The 16,829-nt window shown below is 72.9% G+C and carries 17 protein-coding genes; 7 read left to right on the top strand and 10 right to left on the bottom strand.

Translation table 11 applies throughout. The features are described from left to right. Positions 1–2 precede the first annotated feature (2 nt). Genes ACFWI8_RS20435 through ACFWI8_RS20400 form a run of 8 tightly spaced genes read right to left on the bottom strand, consistent with a single transcriptional unit; the run spans position 3 to position 6,397 of the window. Positions 3–1,913, bottom strand: a complete 1,911-nt coding sequence (locus ACFWI8_RS20435; protein WP_387093363.1) for an NADH-quinone oxidoreductase subunit L — start codon at positions 1,911–1,913, stop codon at positions 3–5. After that, positions 1,910–2,266 carry an NADH-quinone oxidoreductase subunit NuoK gene (nuoK, locus tag ACFWI8_RS20430; RefSeq protein ID WP_311601082.1) on the bottom strand — a complete coding sequence of 119 codons (357 nt, stop codon included), beginning with the start codon at positions 2,264–2,266 and terminating at the stop codon, positions 1,910–1,912. The genes ACFWI8_RS20435 and nuoK overlap by 4 nt, the downstream gene beginning before the upstream one ends. Further along, positions 2,266–2,787: an NADH-quinone oxidoreductase subunit J gene (locus tag ACFWI8_RS20425; RefSeq protein WP_387093360.1), complete on the bottom strand. Its 522-nt coding sequence runs from the start codon at positions 2,785–2,787 to the stop codon at positions 2,266–2,268. Before ACFWI8_RS20425 ends, nuoK begins: the two co-directional genes overlap by 1 nt. Further along, complete coding sequence (locus tag ACFWI8_RS20420; protein WP_387093357.1) at positions 2,784–3,299, bottom strand: NuoI/complex I 23 kDa subunit family protein; 516 nt, start codon at positions 3,297–3,299, stop codon at positions 2,784–2,786. The genes ACFWI8_RS20425 and ACFWI8_RS20420 overlap by 4 nt, the downstream gene beginning before the upstream one ends. After that, positions 3,296–4,258 (bottom strand): NADH-quinone oxidoreductase subunit H, encoded by a 963-nt coding sequence (locus ACFWI8_RS20415; RefSeq protein ID WP_387093355.1) that lies wholly within the window; start codon positions 4,256–4,258, stop codon positions 3,296–3,298. Before ACFWI8_RS20415 ends, ACFWI8_RS20420 begins: the two co-directional genes overlap by 4 nt. Continuing rightward, positions 4,258–5,448: an NADH-quinone oxidoreductase subunit C gene (locus ACFWI8_RS20410; RefSeq protein WP_387093353.1), complete on the bottom strand. Its 1,191-nt coding sequence runs from the start codon at positions 5,446–5,448 to the stop codon at positions 4,258–4,260. Before ACFWI8_RS20410 ends, ACFWI8_RS20415 begins: the two co-directional genes overlap by 1 nt. Then, positions 5,445–5,957 (bottom strand): NADH-quinone oxidoreductase subunit B, encoded by a 513-nt coding sequence (locus ACFWI8_RS20405; RefSeq protein ID WP_387093426.1) that lies wholly within the window; start codon positions 5,955–5,957, stop codon positions 5,445–5,447. Before ACFWI8_RS20405 ends, ACFWI8_RS20410 begins: the two co-directional genes overlap by 4 nt. Before the next feature lie 44 nt (positions 5,958–6,001). After that, the gene (locus tag ACFWI8_RS20400) at positions 6,002–6,397 is read right to left on the bottom strand and encodes an NADH-quinone oxidoreductase subunit A (RefSeq protein ID WP_387093350.1); all 396 of its coding nucleotides are present in this window, start codon (positions 6,395–6,397) and stop codon (positions 6,002–6,004) included. A 184-nt stretch (positions 6,398–6,581) separates the two neighbouring features. On the opposite strand from ACFWI8_RS20400, the gene ACFWI8_RS20395 reads away from it, so the two are divergent. From ACFWI8_RS20395 to ACFWI8_RS20365, 7 genes are all read left to right on the top strand, one after another. Beyond that, the gene (locus tag ACFWI8_RS20395) at positions 6,582–7,829 is read left to right on the top strand and encodes a sensor histidine kinase (protein ID WP_387093347.1); all 1,248 of its coding nucleotides are present in this window, start codon (positions 6,582–6,584) and stop codon (positions 7,827–7,829) included. Beyond that, positions 7,754–9,133: a sensor histidine kinase gene (locus ACFWI8_RS20390; RefSeq protein WP_387093423.1), complete on the top strand. Its 1,380-nt coding sequence runs from the start codon at positions 7,754–7,756 to the stop codon at positions 9,131–9,133. The genes ACFWI8_RS20395 and ACFWI8_RS20390 overlap by 76 nt, the downstream gene beginning before the upstream one ends. Positions 9,134–9,255: 122 nt before the next feature. Further along, entirely contained in the window at positions 9,256–9,915 is a 660-nt protein-coding gene (locus ACFWI8_RS20385) for a LuxR C-terminal-related transcriptional regulator (protein ID WP_387093344.1), read from the top strand. A gap of 198 nt (positions 9,916–10,113) precedes the next feature. Continuing rightward, positions 10,114–12,009 (top strand): 2-oxoacid:acceptor oxidoreductase subunit alpha, encoded by a 1,896-nt coding sequence (locus ACFWI8_RS20380; protein ID WP_387093341.1) that lies wholly within the window; start codon positions 10,114–10,116, stop codon positions 12,007–12,009. Continuing rightward, positions 11,999–13,111, top strand: coding sequence for a 2-oxoacid:ferredoxin oxidoreductase subunit beta (locus ACFWI8_RS20375; protein ID WP_387093339.1), 1,113 nt, complete (start codon positions 11,999–12,001; stop codon positions 13,109–13,111). The genes ACFWI8_RS20380 and ACFWI8_RS20375 overlap by 11 nt, the downstream gene beginning before the upstream one ends. A gap of 109 nt (positions 13,112–13,220) precedes the next feature. Then, on the top strand, positions 13,221–14,177 hold the full coding sequence (gene rarD, locus ACFWI8_RS20370; RefSeq protein WP_387093336.1) for an EamA family transporter RarD: 957 nt from the start codon (positions 13,221–13,223) through the stop codon (positions 14,175–14,177). Further along, complete coding sequence (locus tag ACFWI8_RS20365) at positions 14,170–15,066, top strand: phosphotransferase family protein (RefSeq protein WP_387093333.1); 897 nt, start codon at positions 14,170–14,172, stop codon at positions 15,064–15,066. Before rarD ends, ACFWI8_RS20365 begins: the two co-directional genes overlap by 8 nt. 41 nt (positions 15,067–15,107) lie before the next feature. Here ACFWI8_RS20365 and ACFWI8_RS20360 read toward each other — a convergent pair whose 3' ends face one another. Continuing rightward, positions 15,108–15,692 carry a Uma2 family endonuclease gene (locus tag ACFWI8_RS20360; RefSeq protein WP_387093331.1) on the bottom strand — a complete coding sequence of 195 codons (585 nt, stop codon included), beginning with the start codon at positions 15,690–15,692 and terminating at the stop codon, positions 15,108–15,110. 58 nt (positions 15,693–15,750) lie between these two features. Further along, positions 15,751–16,683 (bottom strand): outer membrane lipoprotein carrier protein LolA, encoded by a 933-nt coding sequence (locus ACFWI8_RS20355; protein ID WP_387093328.1) that lies wholly within the window; start codon positions 16,681–16,683, stop codon positions 15,751–15,753. Between the last annotated feature and the right edge of the window lie 146 nt (positions 16,684–16,829).

Raw genomic sequence — 16,829 nt, 5'->3', positions numbered from 1 at the left:
GCTCACTCCCCCGCGACGACGAGGACGGCGGCGACGGCCAGGACGAGGGTGCCGGCGACGATCGCGCTGAGGTAGGTCTGCACGTTGCCGGTCTGGGCGCGGCGGGCGGCGGTGCCGAGCAGCCCGGGGGCCGCGCCGGCGGCGCGCACATAGGTGTCGACGACGGTCCGGTCGAGGAAGCGGACCAGGCGGGCGGCGGCCTCGGTGGGGCGGACGACGGCGGCCGCGTAGGCGGCGTCGGCGTGGAAGCCGGCGGCGGCGTGCGGGTGGAGGCCACGCAACAGCGCGGGGGCCGGGTCGACGGATCCGTCCTCGGCGGCCCCCTCGTAGGCGCGGCGCCAGGCGGCGTAGGCGGCGAGGCCGCCGAGCAGCGCGGCGCCGGTGGCGACCAGGGCGGTGGTGAGGGTGGGCGCCAGGTCGCCGCCGTCGAACCAGTCGGGCAGGACCGGGTAGGCCAGGCCGAGCAGCAGGGTGGGGAGCGTGAGCAGCCACAGCACGGCGGCCATCACGGGGCTCGCGCCTTCGGAGACGGGCACCGGTTCGGTGCGCGCGTCGACCGGGTCGTGGAAGACGACCAGCCAGAGGCGGGCGGCGTAGCCGGCGGTGAGCAGCGCGGTGAGCAGCCCGGCGACCAGCACGATCCAGCCGGCGGCGGCCGGCACGCCGTGCTCGGGGTCGAGCGCCGCGTGCTCGGCGGCCGCTATCACCGCCTCCTTGGAGAAGAAGCCGGAGAACGGCGGGATGGCGGCGAGCGCGAGCAGCCCGATGGTCATCGTCCAGTAGGCGTCGGGGGCGCGGCGCTTGAGGCCGAGCATCCGGGACAGGGCGGTCAGCGAGCCGGTGCCGGCGGTGTGGATGAGGACGCCGGCGGAGAGGAAGAGCAGGGCCTTGAACGCGCCGTGCGTCAGCAGGTGGAAGACCGCGGCCTCCCGGTCGGCGACGGCCAGCGCGCCCGTCATGTAGGCGAGTTGGCCGATGGTGGAGTAGGCCAGCACCCGCTTGACGTCGTCCTGGGCGAGGGCGGCGAGCGCCGAGCCGATCATGGTGGCGGCCGCGACGAGCGCGAGCGTCAGCAGGGCGGCCGTGGAGGCGGCGAAGACGGGCAGCAGCCGGGCCACGAAGTAGACGCCGGCGGCCACCATGGTCGCGGCGTGGATCAGCGCGGACACCGGCGTGGGGCCGGCCATCGCGTCCGGCAGCCAGGCGTGCAGCGGCACCTGTCCCGACTTGCCGGCCACGCCGGCGAGCAGCAGCAGGGCGATCAGGGTGGGGTGGGCGAGTTCGAGCCGGCCGTCGACGAGCCCGCCGGCGATCTCGCTGATGCGGAAGGTGCCGGCCGCGTCGGCCAGGGCCAGGATGCCGATCAGGAACGGCACGTCGCCGAGCTTGGTGACCAGGAACGCCTTGAGCGAGGCGGCGCGGGCGGCCGAGGTCTCCCAGTAGTGGCCGACCAGGAAGTACGAGCAGACGCCCATCACCTCCCAGCCGACGAGCAGCACGATCAGGTCGTCGGCGTAGACGACGAGCAGCATCGCGGCGGTGAACAGTGAGACCAGCGCGGCGTAGGAGGGGTAGCGCGGGTCGCCGCCCAGGTAGCCGGTCGAGTACAGCTGCACGCAGCCGGCGACGACCGCCACCAGAACGGCCACCAGCACGGCGAACCCGTCGAGGTTCAGCGCGAGTTGGACGTCGAGGGCGTCGTTGCCGGTGACCGTGAGGCGGGTAGCGGCGGTGACCGGCTCGTCGCCGCCCTGCCGCACGGCGACGTAGATCGCGAGGCCGGCGGAGGTGAGCGTCGGCAGCACGGCGAGCGGGCGGACGAATCCTGGCGCGCGCCGGCCGCTCAACAGGATCACCGCGGCGGCGACGAACGGCAGCAGCGGCACGAGGACGGCGGCGGTCGTGGTGTTCACGAGTGACGGGTCTCCGAGGTCCGCTCCTCGGGCTCCCCGAGCCCTCGTGGCTCGCCGAGCTCGCGGAGTTGGTCGATGGCGGAGGTGCCGCGGGCGCGGTACACGAGCAGCACGATGGCGAGGCCGATGCCGATCTCGGCCGCGGCGAGGGCGATGAGGAAGAGTGTGAGGACCTGGCCCGAGTGCATGGCGTCGCGCAGCCACACGTCGAACGCCACCAGGTTGAGGCTGACGGCGGCGAGCATCAACTCCACCGACATCAGCACCAGGATGGCGTTCCGTCTGGCCAACACGCCGTACAGCCCTGTGCAGAAGAGCAGCACGGCCAGCACGGCCGGGTAGAGCAGGTGCATCAGCCCTCACCGCCGTTCCGCCCGGCGGCCCGGGTGCGGGAGACGACGATGGCCCCGACGAGGGCGGCGAGCAGCAACACGGACAGCGCCTCGAACGGCAGCACCCAGTCACGGAACAGGCTCTCGCCGATCTGTCCCGACTCGCCGTGCGGCCGGTCGAGTTCGATCCACGCGCCGCGGAAGGCGTCGACGACGAGGACCACCAGGGCGGCGGCCGAGCCGAGCGACACGGCGAGCGCCACCGGCCGGTTGCCCGAGTCCGCGTCGGGCGACGGGCCGATGGGCGCCCGGGTGAGCATCAGGCCGAAGAGCAGCAGCACCACGACCGAGCCGAGATAGATCAACACCTGCACCCAGGCCACGAACTCGGCGGTGAGCAGCAGGTACTGGACGGCAAGACCGCCGAGCGCGACCACCAGCCAGAGCGCGGCGTGCACCAGCTCCCTGGTGGTGACGCAGCGGACGGCGGCGCCGAGGACGACGACCCCGACGACGAGGAAGACGACCTCCTGCCCGGTCACGTGCCCCCCCGTTCGACGGCCTTGCGGGCGGCGGCTATCTCCTTGGGCTCCTCGCCCGCCGCGTCGAGCGTTGGCGGCTCGGGCACGGTCCACATCCAGTCGCGCAACGCCTCACGCTCGTGCGTGAGTTCGCGGATGTCGGTGCTGGCGTACTCGAACTCGGGCGACCAGAAGAGGGCGTCGAACGGGCAGACCTCGACGCAGATCCCGCAGTACATGCAGAGCGAGAAGTCGATGGCGAACCGGTCGAGCACGTTGCGGCTGCGTTCGCGGCCGCCGGGGGCGGCGGGCGGCAGGGTCTCCTTGTGCGAGTCGATGTAGATGCACCAGTCCGGGCACTCGCGGGCGCAGAGCATGCAGACGGTGCAGTTCTCCTCGAAGAGCGCGATGACGCCCCGGCTGCGGGGCGGCAGTTCGGGGCTCCGCTCCGGGTACTGCTGGGTGACCGCGCGGCGCGTCATGGCGCGCAGCGTGATCGCCAACCCGCGGGCGAGTCCTGACCCGAGGCTCATCCCGACACCACCACCTTGATCACGCCCGTCAACGCGATCTGGGCCAGGGCGAGCGGCACCAGCGCGGTCCAGGCGAACTTCTGGATCTGGTCGACGCGGAGCCTGGGCCAGGCGACACGGGCCCAGATGACGAGGAAGCTGAGCGCACCGGTCTTCAGCAGCATCCACAGCCAGCCGAGCTGGTCGGCCCACGGCCCGTGCCAACCACCGAGGAACAGCACGGCGGTGAGCGCGGAGACGACGACGATGCCGGCGTACTCGGCGAGCAGGAAGAGCGCGAAGCGGAGCCCCGAGTACTCGGTGTACGCGCCGAAGATGATCTCCTCCGGGGCGATGGGCGCGTCGAACGGCGGGCGTTGCAGCTCGGCGAGCCCGGCGGTGAAGAACACGAGGCCGCCGACGAGTTGCCACGGCACCCACCACCACTCGAACTCGCCGAGGATCCCGGTGAGCGAGAGGGTCCCGGCGGCCATCGCGACGGAGGCGGCGGACAGCAGCAACGGCAGCTCGTACGCCATGAGTTGGGCGGCGGTGCGGAGCGCGCCGAGCAGCGAGTACTTGTTGGCCGACGCCCAGCCGGCCATCAACGAGCCGAGCACGCCGACGCCGAGGACGGCGAGCACGAAGAAGATGCCGGCGTCGACGACCTGCCCGACCATGCCGTCGGGTCCGAGCGGGATGGCGACGAGCACGATCAGGTACGGGATCAGCGCGACGGCCGGCGCGAGTTGGAACACCCGACGGTCGGCGCCGGCCGGCACGGTGTCCTCCTTCTGCGCGAACTTGACGCCGTCGGCGATGAGTTGCGCCCACCCGTGGAACCCACCGGCGTGCATGGGGCCGAGCCGGCCCTGCATGTGCGCCATCACCTTGTGCTCGGTCTGCCCGACGAGCAGCGGCAACACGAGAAACGCGACCAGCACCGCGGCGACCCGCACGGCCACGTCCAACACGTCCACTACGCACCCTCCCCCGAGGCAGCCTCCGGCGGCTCGGCCGAGGTTTGACGGCGCCGCGCCGACGGATCGCCGTCCGGCAGCGACGCAGCGTCCGGCGGCTCGGCCGACTCCGAACCCGGACCATCGGTGCCTGGGGCGGCGGCCTCACCCTCGCCGGGGGCGTCCTGGCTCGCGGAGCGAGTCGCCTCCGGCGGCTCCGCGCCATCGGCGTCCGGCGCGGCGGCCTCGACCTCGCGGGCGGCACGTTGCCTCGCGGAACGGGTCGCCTCCGGCGGCTCGGACTGCCCCGGCTCCGCCGGGGAGGCGGCGCGCTGGCTCGCAGAGCCATCCGCAACCGACCGGCTACGCCGGGGCGGCCCGGCTTCGCCGGCCTCCGTCGGCGGCGCGGCCTCGCCGGCACGGCGCTGGCTCGCCGAACCATCGGCCGCCGACCGGCCGCGACGGGCCGGCCCGGCCTCGCCCGGCTCCGCCGGCGAGGCAGGGCGCTGACTGGCCGAGCCGTCCGCCGCGGAGCGGCTACGGCGTGGTCGGTCGGTCGGGGCGCCCGGCGCCCCCTCGCGGCTACGCCGCGGACGGTCGCTCGGGGCGCTGCGCGCCCCCTCGCGGCGCGGCGCCGGGGGGAGTGTGCCGGCCAGGGGGCCCCATTCGTTGGGGTCGGGGACGCCCGGCGGCAGCATCTGGCGGCGGCGGGGGCCGCCGTGGTCCGACTCGCCCGGCTCCTTCGCGCCGGGCCACGCCTTGGCGACCCGCGCGGCCAGGACGAAGTCCTTCCGCAGCGGGTAGCCCTCGAAGCTCTCCGGCAGCAGCAGCGGCGCGAGACCCGGGTGGCCGGGGAAGTCGACGCCGAACATCTCGTGGGTCTCGCGCTCGTGCCAGGCCGCGCCCGGGTAGACGCCGGTGGCGGTGGCCAGCGCCGCGTTCTCGTGCGGCACCGTGGTCCGCAGCAGGAGGCGGCGGGGCGGGGTGCCGAGTGCCACCACGTGGGCGCAGACGAGGAAGCCGGTGCCGGGTTCGTCGACGGCGCTGAGCCAGTCGAAGAAGGTGCAGCCGAGCTCGTCGCGGGCCACGGTGAGGGCGTCGGCCCAGGCGGCGGCCGGCACGTCGACGGTCAGCACCTCATAGGCGAAGGAGGCCGTGGCGTCGGCGCCGAAGAGCGCGGCCGGCTCCGCCGGCAGCCAGGCAGCGGTCACCGGCGCTCCTCCTCGGGGGCCGGCGGCGGGGCCACCAGGCCGCTGGTGAGGGCGGCCGCGGACGGCCGTGGCGCGTAGCGGTTCGGCAGCGACTCGGCGGCGATCCTCTCCTGGAGCTTGAGGATGCCGTGCAGCAGCGCCTCGGGCCGCGGCGGGCAGCCCGGCACGTAGACGTCGACCGGGATCAGCTGGTCGACGCCCTTGGTGACCGAGTAGGAGTCCCAGTAGGGGCCGCCGCAGTTGGAGCAGGCGCCGAAGGAGATCACGTACTTCGGCTCCGGCATCTGCTCGTAGAGCCGCTTGACCGCCGGCGCCATCTTGTCGGTCACGGTGCCCGAGACGACCATCAGGTCGGCCTGCCGCGGCCCTGGCGCGAAGGGGATCACGCCGAGCCTGATGAAGTCGTGCCGGGACATCGACGCCGCGATGAACTCGATCGCGCAGCAGGCGAGCCCGAAGTTGAACACCCACAGGCTGTAGCGGCGCCCCCAGTTGAGGATCACCTTCATGGGCCGGGGGGCGAGCCGCGACAGCGGGCCCAGGGAGCGGGGAGTCACGTCCACGTCAGGACGCCCTTCTTCCAGGCGTAGAGCAGGCCCACGGAGAGGAAGCCGAGGAAGACGAACATCTCGACCAGCGTGACCCCGCCGTAGCCGTCCGCCGCGAAGACCGTCGCCCACGGGAAGAGGAAGACCGAGTCGACGGCGAAGATCACGTAGAGGAAGGCGTAGACGTAGTAGCGGATCTGCGTGTGCGCCCAGCCCTCGCCGACCGGGTCCACGCCGCACTCGTACGGCAGCAGCTTCTCGGGGGTCGGCACCGTGGGCCGCAGCAGCCGGCCGGCGCCGAAGGCCACGGTGACGAACAGCACGCCGGCCACCGCGACCAGACCGACGACCGTGTACCCCTGGAAGTAGCCGGGGAGCGAGCCGGAGAGTGAGTCGGGCACGTTCAGGCCTCCGACGACCAGACCGGGGACGGGATGGGGACTGCCGGTGAGTCTAGGGGTTGCCGGGCCGCTTGTGACCACCGCTCTCGCGAGCGCGGGGGTGGGCCGTGGTGGGGGTAGCCCCACCGTCGTTGACCGACCCACCCCATGGCGACCGCCGGGAGGGCCCGGCAGGCTTGGGGGCATGACCAGCTCGACCAGCACCACGCCGGCCGGTGGCGGCGCCCCGGAAGGGTGGGAGAAGCCGCCGCCACCGCGCCCGGCGCTCGATGCACGCGCCTGGCGCGAGTGCGCCTATCTGCTGCTGAGTTTCCCGCTGGCCGTGGTCACGTTCGTGTGCGTCGTGGTCTGGATCTACGCCGGTGCGCTGCTGTCCGTGACGGTCGTCGGCCTGCCGGTGCTGGCCGCGGGGCTCGCCGGCTGCCGGCGCGTCGGGGCGTGGGAACGGGCGCGCGCCAGGGCGCTGCTCGGTCTTTCCGTGGACGAGCCGAGCGCGCTGCCCAGGGCCCGCGAGGGCGGGCTGCTGACCCGGCTGTGGTCCGGGCTGCGGGATCCGGTGGGCTGGCGGACCGCGCTGTACTTCGTGGTGCGGCTGCCGGTGGCCACCCTGACGTGCTGGCTGACGGTGATCGCGGGCGTCGTGGCCTGGCCGGCGCTGCCGTGGATCGTGCGCTGGTTCACCAACGTGGACCGGGCGCTGGTGCGCGGGCTGCTGTCGCCGTCGGACAGCCTGGAGCGGCGGATCGCGGAGCTGGAGTCGGGCCGGGCGGCGGTCACCGACACGGCCAACGCCGACCTGCGGCGGATCGAGCGTGATCTGCACGACGGCGCGCAGGCCCGTCTGGTGGCGCTGGCGATGGGGCTCGGCATGGCGAAGGAGACGGTCCTGCGGGACCCGGAGGCGGCGGCCAGGCTCGTCGACGAGGCGCACGGCGAGGTCAAGCAGGCCCTGCGCGAGCTACGCGACCTGGCCCGCGGCATCCACCCGGCCATCCTCACCGACCGCGGCCTCGGCCCGGCACTCTCCGCCGTCGCCTCCCGCTGCACGGTCCCCGTGACGGTGAGCGTCGAGCTGGACGAGCGGCCGGCGGACGCCATCGAGGGCATCGCCTACTTCACCGCCTCCGAGCTGCTGCAGAACGTCAGCAAGCACAGCGGCGCCCACCAGGCCACGGTCGAGGTGTGGCGGGCCGGCGACCGGCTGATGATGCAGGTCACCGACGACGGCCGAGGCGGCGCCGACCCCACCGCCGGATCGGGACTGGCCGGCCTCGCCGACCGGCTCGCCGCCGTCGACGGCCTGCTCGCCGTCCACTCCCCCGCCGGCGGCCCCACCACCGTCACCGCGGAACTCCCCTGGCGCGCCCGCACGGCGCCGCCGACCAGGCTCGCAGACACGCTCGCAGAGAAGAACCGAGGGACCACGTCATGACCACCGTGTTGCGCATGCCGCTGACACTCCGCACCTGGCGGGAGGGGCTGCACGCCCTGTTGAACTTCCCGGTGGCGTTGGCCGGCTTCCTGGTCGCGGTGGTCGGCCTCGCGGTCAGCGGCGCCCTGCTCTTCCTGGTGGTCGGGCTGCCGCTGCTGACGCTGGTGCTGCTGCTGATCCGCCTCTACGCGCGCCTGGAGCGGGCCAGGGCCAGGTACTTCCTGAGGGTCGAGGTGGCCGATCCTGAGCCGCTGCGGCTGCGGCGCGGTCAGCGCGGTCCGGTCGCGTGGATGGGCGCGGTGCTGCGCAGCAACGTGTCGTGGCGGAGCACGGCGTACGCGCTGCTGCACCCGTGGTGGGCGCTGTTCACGTTCACGACGGTGACGGTGCTCTGGGGTCTCGGCCTGTTCGCGCTGACGTTCCCGGCGTGGGGCTGGACGATCCCCCGGTACAGCGACGAGCCGGGCATCGGCGTCAACGTGGACGGCGAGGGCAACGGCTGGATCTGGGACAGCCCCTGGGAGTACGCGCTGGTGGCCCTGGTGGGCGCGCTGGTCATGGTGGCCGCCGCGCCGCTGATCAGGGGGATGGCGATGGTGGACCGGCTGCTGGTCGGCACGCTCCTTGGTCGCTCGGCGGCGGCCGACCGGGTGCTCCAGCTGGAGGAGGACCGCTCGGTGGTGGTGGACGCCTCGGCCGCCGACCTGCGGCGGATCGAGCGTGATCTGCACGACGGCGCGCAGGCCCGTCTGGTGGCGCTGGCGATGGAGCTCGGCATGGCGAAGGAGACCATCACGCGGGACCCGGAGGCGGCGGCCAGGCTCGTCGACGAGGCGCACGGCGAGGTCAAGCAGGCCCTGCGCGAGCTACGCGACCTGGCCCGCGGCATCCACCCGGCCATCCTCACCGACCGCGGCCTCGGCCCGGCACTCTCCGCCGTCGCCTCCCGCTGCACGGTCCCCGTGACGGTGGACGTGGAGCTGCCGCTGCGGCCGGCCGAGGCGATCGAGGGCATCGCCTACTTCACCGCATCCGAGCTGCTGCAGAACGTCAGCAAGCACAGCGGCGCCCACCAGGCCACGGTGGACGTGTGGCGGGCCGGCGACCGGCTGATGCTCCAGGTCACCGACGACGGCCGAGGCGGCGCCGACCCCACCGCCGGATCGGGACTGGCCGGCCTCGCCGACCGGCTCGCCGCCGTCGACGGCCTGCTCGCCGTCCACTCCCCCGCCGGCGGCCCCACCACCGTCACCGCGGAGCTGCCGTGGCGGGACCGGGCGGCGGCCGGCGTGCCCGCCCGCTGAGACCGGGTGGGACGTCGTGGGCCGGGGTGAGATGCTGACCGCCGGCGGACGGCGCCGAGTACGGCAGGACCGGTGAGAACGACGAGAACGGCGAGAACGGTGAGATCGGGGGAGAACAGAACGTGCGCGTGGTGATCGCCGAGGATTCGGTGCTGCTGCGGGAGGGCCTGACGCGGCTGCTCGTCGACCGGGGCCACGAGGTCGTCGCCGGGGTCGGGGACGGCGAGGCGCTGGTCGAGGCGGTGCGGGAGCTGGCGGCGGCCGGGTCGCTGCCCGACGTGGTGGTGGCGGACGTGCGGATGCCGCCGACCCACACCGACGAGGGCGTGCGGGCGGCCGTGCGGCTTCGCGGGAGCTTCCCGGAGCTGGGGGTCCTGGTGCTGTCGCAGTACGTGGAGGAGCAGTACGCGACGGAGCTGATCGCCGGTTCGAGCCGGGGCGTGGGCTACCTGTTGAAGGACCGGGTGGCGGACGTCAGCGAGTTCGTGGAGGCGGTGACGCGGGTGGCCTCGGGCGGCACGGCGCTCGACCCCGAGGTGGTGGCGCAGTTGCTCGGCCGCAGCCGCAAACAGGATGTTCTCGGTGGGCTCACGCCCAGGGAAAGGGAAGTCCTAGGACTAATGGCCGAGGGTCGCACCAACTCGGCGATCGCGGCGCAGCTCGTGGTGAGTCACGGCGCGGTCGAAAAGCACGTGAGCAACATCTTTATGAAGCTCGGCTTGGCACAGAGTGACACAGATCACCGGCGGGTTCTGGCGGTTCTGACCTATCTGAATTCCTAGCGCGCCTGCGACGCTGGAACCAGGGTTCCAGTGGTGCGTCAGCGGTGCGCACCGCCATGTCTCGCAGGGGGCGGGTCGTCATGACGGCAGGCGGTTTCGAACCTCGTCACCTGCCCTTTGATCCGATCTTCATCAGTAAGGTAACCCTCACCCGCGTACCATGGCGGACAAGAGTCGCCTCGAAGGAGGGCTACAGCAGTGACCACTGAGGTCGACCAGGCGAGCCGGGACACGAAGGACGTCAGGCGTGTTGACCGGGTAATCATCCGCTTCGCGGGGGATTCCGGCGACGGAATGCAACTCACGGGTGACCGATTCACCTCGGAGACCGCGTCACTGGGCAACGACCTGTCCACCCTGCCGAACTTTCCCGCCGAAATCCGGGCCCCCGCCGGCACGCTCCCCGGCGTCTCCTCCTTCCAGGTGCACTTCGCCGACCACGACATCCTCACGCCGGGCGACGCCCCCAACGTGCTGGTGGCGATGAATCCGGCGGCCCTCAAGGCGAACCTGCCCGACGTGCCGCGCGGCGGCGAGATCATCGTCAACACCGACGAGTTCACCTCGCGCGCCCTGGCCAAGGTGGGTTACGACAGCAACCCGCTGGAGGACGGCTCGCTCGACGGGTACAGCGTCCACCCGGTGCCGCTGACCGCGCTGACCGTCGAGGCGCTGAAGGGCTTCGACCTCACCCGCAAGGAGGCCGGCCGCTCGAAGAACATGTTCGCGCTCGGCCTGCTCTCCTGGATGTACCACCGGCCGACCGAGGGCACCGAGGCCTTCCTGCGCGCCAAGTTCGCCAAGCGCCCGGAGATCGCCGAGGCCAACCTGACGGCCTTCCGCGCCGGGTGGAACTTCGGCGAGACCACCGAGGACTTCGCCGTCTCCTACGAGGTCGCCCCGGCCGCCAGTGCCTTCCCCGCCGGCGTCTACCGGAACATCTCCGGCAACCTGGCCCTGGCGTACGGCCTGATCGCCGCCGGCCAGCGCGCCGACCTGCCGCTGTTCCTCGGCTCCTACCCGATCACCCCGGCCTCGGACGTGCTGCACGAGCTGTCCAGGCACAAGAACTTCGACGTGCGCACCTTCCAGGCCGAGGACGAGATCGCCGGCATCGGCGCGGCGCTCGGCGCGGCCTTCGGCGGCGCGCTCGGCGTGACCACCACCTCGGGCCCCGGCGTGGCGCTGAAGTCGGAGACCATCGGGCTCGCCGTCTCGCTCGAACTGCCGCTGCTGATCGTCGACATCCAGCGCGGCGGCCCCTCCACCGGGCTGCCGACCAAGACCGAGCAGGCCGACCTGCTCCAGGCGATGTACGGGCGCAACGGCGAGGCCCCGGTGCCGATCGTCGCGCCGGCCACTCCCGCCGACTGCTTCACCGCCGCGCTGGAGGCGGCGCGGATCGCGCTGACCTACCGCACCCCCGTCTTCCTGCTCTCCGACGGCTACCTGGCCAACGGCTCCGAGCCCTGGCGGGTCCCGGAGGTCGACGAACTGCCGGACCTGCGCGTCCAGTTCACCACCGCGCCCAACCACACGCTGGCCGACGGCACCGAGGTCTTCTGGCCCTACAAGCGGGACCCGGGGACCCTGGCCAGGCCATGGGCCGTGCCCGGCACCCCCGGTCTCGAACACCGCATCGGCGGCATCGAGAAGCAGGACGGCACGGGCAACATCTCCTACGACCCGGCCAACCACGAGCACATGGTGCGGACCCGGCAGGCCAAGATCGACGGCATCGACGTGCCGGACCTCGTGGTCGACGACCCGAGCGGGGAGGCGACCACGCTGGTGCTCGGCTGGGGCTCCACCTACGGCCCGATCACCGCCGCCGTCCGGCGGATCCGCCGCGCCGGCGGCCGGATCGCCCAGACACACCTGCGCCACCTCAACCCGCTCCCCGCCAACCTCGGGGACGTGCTGCGCTCCTACGACCGGGTGCTGTGCCCGGAGATGAACCTCGGCCAGCTCGCCACCCTGCTGCGCGCCAGGTATCTGGTGGACGTCCGGTCCATCACGCAGGTCACCGGCCTCCCGTTCAAGGCCGAGCAGCTCGCATCCGCTTTCAAGGAGGCCGCCGACGATGCCCGCTGACGCTCCCACCACCTCGGCCGGGGCCCGCACCGCCCTGTCGCTCGTGCCGCGCACCGAGTCGCGGCAGAGCGCCAAGGACTTCAAGTCGGACCAGGAGGTCCGCTGGTGCCCCGGCTGCGGCGACTACGCGGTGCTGGCCGCCGTGCAGGGCTTCCTCCCGGAGCTCGGCCTGGCCAGGGAGAACATCGTCTTCGTCTCCGGCATCGGCTGCTCCTCCCGCTTCCCGTACTACATGAACACCTACGGGATGCACTCCATCCACGGCCGCGCCCCGGCGATCGCCACCGGCCTGGCGGCCGCCCGCCGTGACCTGTCGGTCTGGGTGGTCACCGGCGACGGCGACGCGCTGTCCATCGGCGGCAACCACCTGATCCACGCGCTGCGCCGCAACGTGAACCTGAAGATCCTGCTGTTCAACAACCGGATCTACGGGCTCACCAAGGGCCAGTACTCGCCGACCTCCGAGCCCGGCAAGATCACCAAGTCCACGCCGATGGGCTCCCTCGACACCCCGTTCAACCCGGTGTCGCTGGCGCTCGGCGCCGAGGCGTCCTTCGTCGCCAGGACCATCGACTCGGACCGCAAGCACCTCACGGGCGTGCTGCGGGCCGCCGCCGAGCACCACGGCTCGGCGCTGGTCGAGATCTACCAGAACTGCAACATCTTCAACGACGGCGCCTTCGAAGCCCTCAAGGACAAGCAGCGCGCCCAGGAGGCCGTGATCCGCCTGGAGCACGGCCAGCCGATCCGCTTCGGCCTGCCATTCCGCGAAGAGGACGGAGGGGACGGTCTCGGCGAGCAGGGCGTGGTCCGCGACCCGGCCACCGGCGAGCTCCGTGTGGTGCCCGTGGCCGAGGCCGGCACCGACGCGCTGGTCGTGCACGACGCGCACGCGGCGACCCCGGTCACCGCCTTCGCGCTCTCCCGGCTCGCCGACCCGCACACCCTGCACCGCACCCCGATCGGCGTGTTCCGCAGCGTCGAGCGGCCGGCCTACGAGGACCTGATGGCCGAGCAGCTGGAGCGGGCCGTCGAGTCGCGCGGCAAGGGCGACCTGGCGGCGCTGCTCGCGGGCAACGACACCTGGACGGTCGCCGGCTGACCCCGAGAGCTCTTCCCTGTCAGGACCGTCACGCGAATACGGGAATGACAGTCGCCCGGCCCGGCGCTACCTTCGAGGAGGCGTCGGGCCGTGGTCGTGGGAGGCAAGGGTGGCAGCGGGCAGTGCGGGAAGCAGGTCCGGATTGGTCTTCGGCCTCGGCGCCTTCGGGCTCTGGGGCCTGCTGCCGATCTACTGGCGGGAGTTGGAGTCCGCCGGCGCCTCCGAGGTGCTGGCCCACCGGATGCTGTGGTCGCTGCCGACCGCCCTGGCGCTGCTGGCCGCCGTCCGCAACTGGAGGTGGATCCGGCCGCTGCTGCGTGATCCGCGCCGGCTCGGGCTGCTGCTGGTCTCGGCCACGCTGATCTCCGTCAACTGGTACATCTTCATCTGGGCGGTGGGCGAGGGCCGGGTGCTCGAGGCGTCCCTCGGGTACTTCATCAACCCGCTGCTGACCATCGCCATCGGCGTGCTGGTGCTTCGCGAGCGGATGCGGCCGGCCCAGTGGGCGGCGGTCGGGGTCGGCGCGACGGCGGTGGTGGTGATGAGCGTCGCCTACGGCCAGGTCCCGTGGATCTCCCTCGCCCTGAGCGTCAGCTTCGCGGCCTACGGCCTGGTCAAGAAGAAGACCGGGCTCGACGGCCTGGAGGGCTTCACGGCCGACTCGGCGCTCCAGTTCCTGCCGGCGCTCGGCTTCGTGCTGGTGCTGGCCGGGCGCGGCGAGTCGACGTTCACCACGGACGGCACCGCGCACACGGCGCTGCTGGTCGGCAGCGGCCTGGCCACCGCGCTGCCGTTGATCTTCTTCGGCGCGGCCGCCGTGCGCCTCCCGCTCTCCACGCTCGGCCTGATGCAGTACCTCGCCCCCACCTCGATGTTCCTGCTCGGGGTGCTCGTCTTCCACGAGGAGATGCCACCGGAGCGCTGGGCCGGCTTCCTGCTCGTCTGGACCGCGCTGTCGATCCTCACCTGGGACGCCCTGCGGAACGTCCGCAGGACCCGCCGCACCGTCGCCCGCCACCTCCCCGACACCGCCGCCACCGAGCCGGCCGCCGCGCGTGATGCTTGAGCCGGCCACGCTGGCCTGGCTCGAACGCCACCTCGCGCCGGGCGAGGCCGTCGCCGACGCCCGCCCGCTGCGCGGCGGCTGGACCTCCAGGATCTGCGCGGTGCGGACCACGGACGACCGGGATCTGGTGCTCCGCTCCTTCCTGACCCCGTTCTTCCGCCGCCACGCGCCAGGACTGCTCACCAGGGAGGCCGAGGTCCTGGCCCTGCTGCGCGACACCGACGTCCCGGCGGCCGAGCCGCTCGCGGTCGACCCGACGGGCGAGCACTGCGCCGTGCCGTCCCTGTTGATGACCCGGCTCCCCGGCGCCGTCCGGCTGACCGAGGACACCGGGGCGGCCCTGGCCACGCTGCTGGTCCGCGTCCACACCATCGCGCCGGCCGACCGCCCCCGCCGCTACCAGCCCTGGACGGCCCCGGACCGCGTCGCGGTACCGTCCGACACGGACCGGCCGACCCTCTGGGTGAACGCCGTGGACGCCATCCGCCGCGAACCCCCGCCCTTCACCGGCCGCTTCCTGCACCGCGACTTCCACCCCGGCAACGTCCTCTTCGCCGGGGGCGACATCACCGGCGTCGTCGACTGGGTCGAGACGTCCTGGGGCCCGGCCGACCTCGACGTGGCCCACTGCGCGACCGCCCTCGCCCTGCTGCACGGCCCGGACGCCGGCCTCCGCCTCGCCGACCACTACACGGCCGCCGGCGGCGAGCTGTCCGCCGATCCGCGCGACCACCTCTACTGGCGGCTGCTCGACACCCTCGCCTTCGCCCCGGACGCCGAGAAGGTCGCCGGGCCGTGGCGGGACCTCGGCCGCACCGACCTCACGCCGGCCCTGCTGCGGACCCGTCTTGAGGACTACCTGGCCGCGCTCGTCGAGCGCTACTCCTGACCGCCCGGCCCCGTTCCGGCGACGAGTTCCGCGCGAGCTGATCAGCGGATCTGGAGCAGCTTCTCCACGGCGACCTGGCAGGGAAGGTCGCCCGGGATCTCCACCTTGTCGCCCGGAAGGTACTCCGCCGTGCTCTGGTACGCGCCCTCGTGCGGACGAGTGAGCACCAGGACCTTGCCGTGCTCCCGGTCCGCGATCAGGTACACGGGCACGCCGACCGTGGCGTACGCGGTGACCTTGCTGCCCGTGTCGTCCCGCCAGTTGGACGAGGTGACCTCGGCGACCAGACGGAAGACGGTGGGCGGGTAGCAGTTGTACGAAAGCTGGTGGTCCCGGAAGTCTCCGTCCAGCACGGCCAGGTCAGGGATGACGAGGCCCTTCTGCCCTGGCCGTAGGTGCATCCCCAGTCCTTGGACGACATGCTGACCGTTCTCCTCTGCCCCAGCGGTGAGAAGGGCCAGCATCAACTCGGACAGAGCCACGGCATGGCCGCCGTCGGGCGGCGGGGTCACGATGATCCTGCCGTCAAGAACCTGGACCCGGTAGCCCTCGGGCACGTCAAGCTCCACGGCAACCTCCAGGACCGCCTCCTCGATGTCCTGTGCCTCGGCAACCGGCAGCGCCATGATGCAGTCCTTCCCGAGCGACGTGCTCAGCATAGGCCCCGGCCAGGGGACGGGCGCGCTATCCGCCGAGGAGCTCCGAGAGGTCGAGTTCCTCGGGGTCGAACCCGCCCTCGAACTGGCCGTCGTGGAACGGCAGCTCGCCGGTGACGTCCGGGCCGAGGCCCGTCAGCAGTCCTTCGAGGCCGGTCTCGGGGTCGATCTCGACGACCTCGGCGCCGCTGGGCGGGGTGAAGTCGAAGACGGAGCCGGCCGGCTGGGCGTAGTCGATCCGCGAGAAGGCGATGTCGAGCGAGCCGCGCTCCCCCTGGACCGACACGGCGAGCGGCACGCCCGTCTCGCTGTCGACCGCGAGCCGGGCCAGGGAGACGCCGCTCGATGGGTCGGTCGGCTCGACCGTCAGCTGGTAGGCGGTGCGTCCCGCCACCCGGGAGGTGCCGTCCACCGAGATGTCCGCGTGCTCACCGGCGGCCGCCAGCAGCCGCTCGGCCGCCTCCTGCGGTGTGAGGCCGGCGAACGGCGCCGCCTCGGGCTCCGCCTCGCGGGCCTCGGCCGGGGCCGTCGCGTGCAGCACGGTGTCGCCGGCGCTGTCGTAGGCCCACAGGTCGTCCCCGTTGCGGATCACGGCGAACTCGTCCGAGCCGTCCGCCAGCGCCACCCGCTGCCGCTCGGGGCCGTCCATGGCGACCCGCAGCGTGCTGTCCCCGGTGGCGAGCCCGGCCAGCCGGCCGGCGGGCCCCGCCCCGTCCAACACGCCGTCCAGCATGGGCCCGAGGTCCGGCAGCCCGAGGTCGGCCTCGACCCGCACCGTGCCGGACAGCTGCTCCGTCTCCGACTGCACGACCCTGACGACCAGTTCCTCGGCCGTCACGTCCGGCAGGTCCGGGCCGCCGTCGCTCGCGATCGCGGGCCAGACCCCCGCACCCACCGCGGCCACCCCGGCCACCACCGCGACCGGCACGGCGGCCCGGCGAACATTCCTGTGCACTGCCATCAGTTGCCCCTCCACTCACGACGCTTCGCGCCCGGCACCACCAATTGCAACAGGCTGGGGCCTTTCCGGCATCCACCGTCGGGAGTCAATCCCGGTACTACCAGAGGATGACCGGAGGGGGAGGAACACGGCCCGTCCCGTAGGGG

The organism is Streptomyces sp. NPDC127098, assembly GCF_042722465.1.
GTDB classification, from domain to species: domain Bacteria; phylum Actinomycetota; class Actinomycetes; order Streptomycetales; family Streptomycetaceae; genus Streptomyces; species Streptomyces millisiae.
Note: the sequence above shows the minus strand (reverse complement) of the source record. Positions and strands in the feature narration are given on the sequence as shown.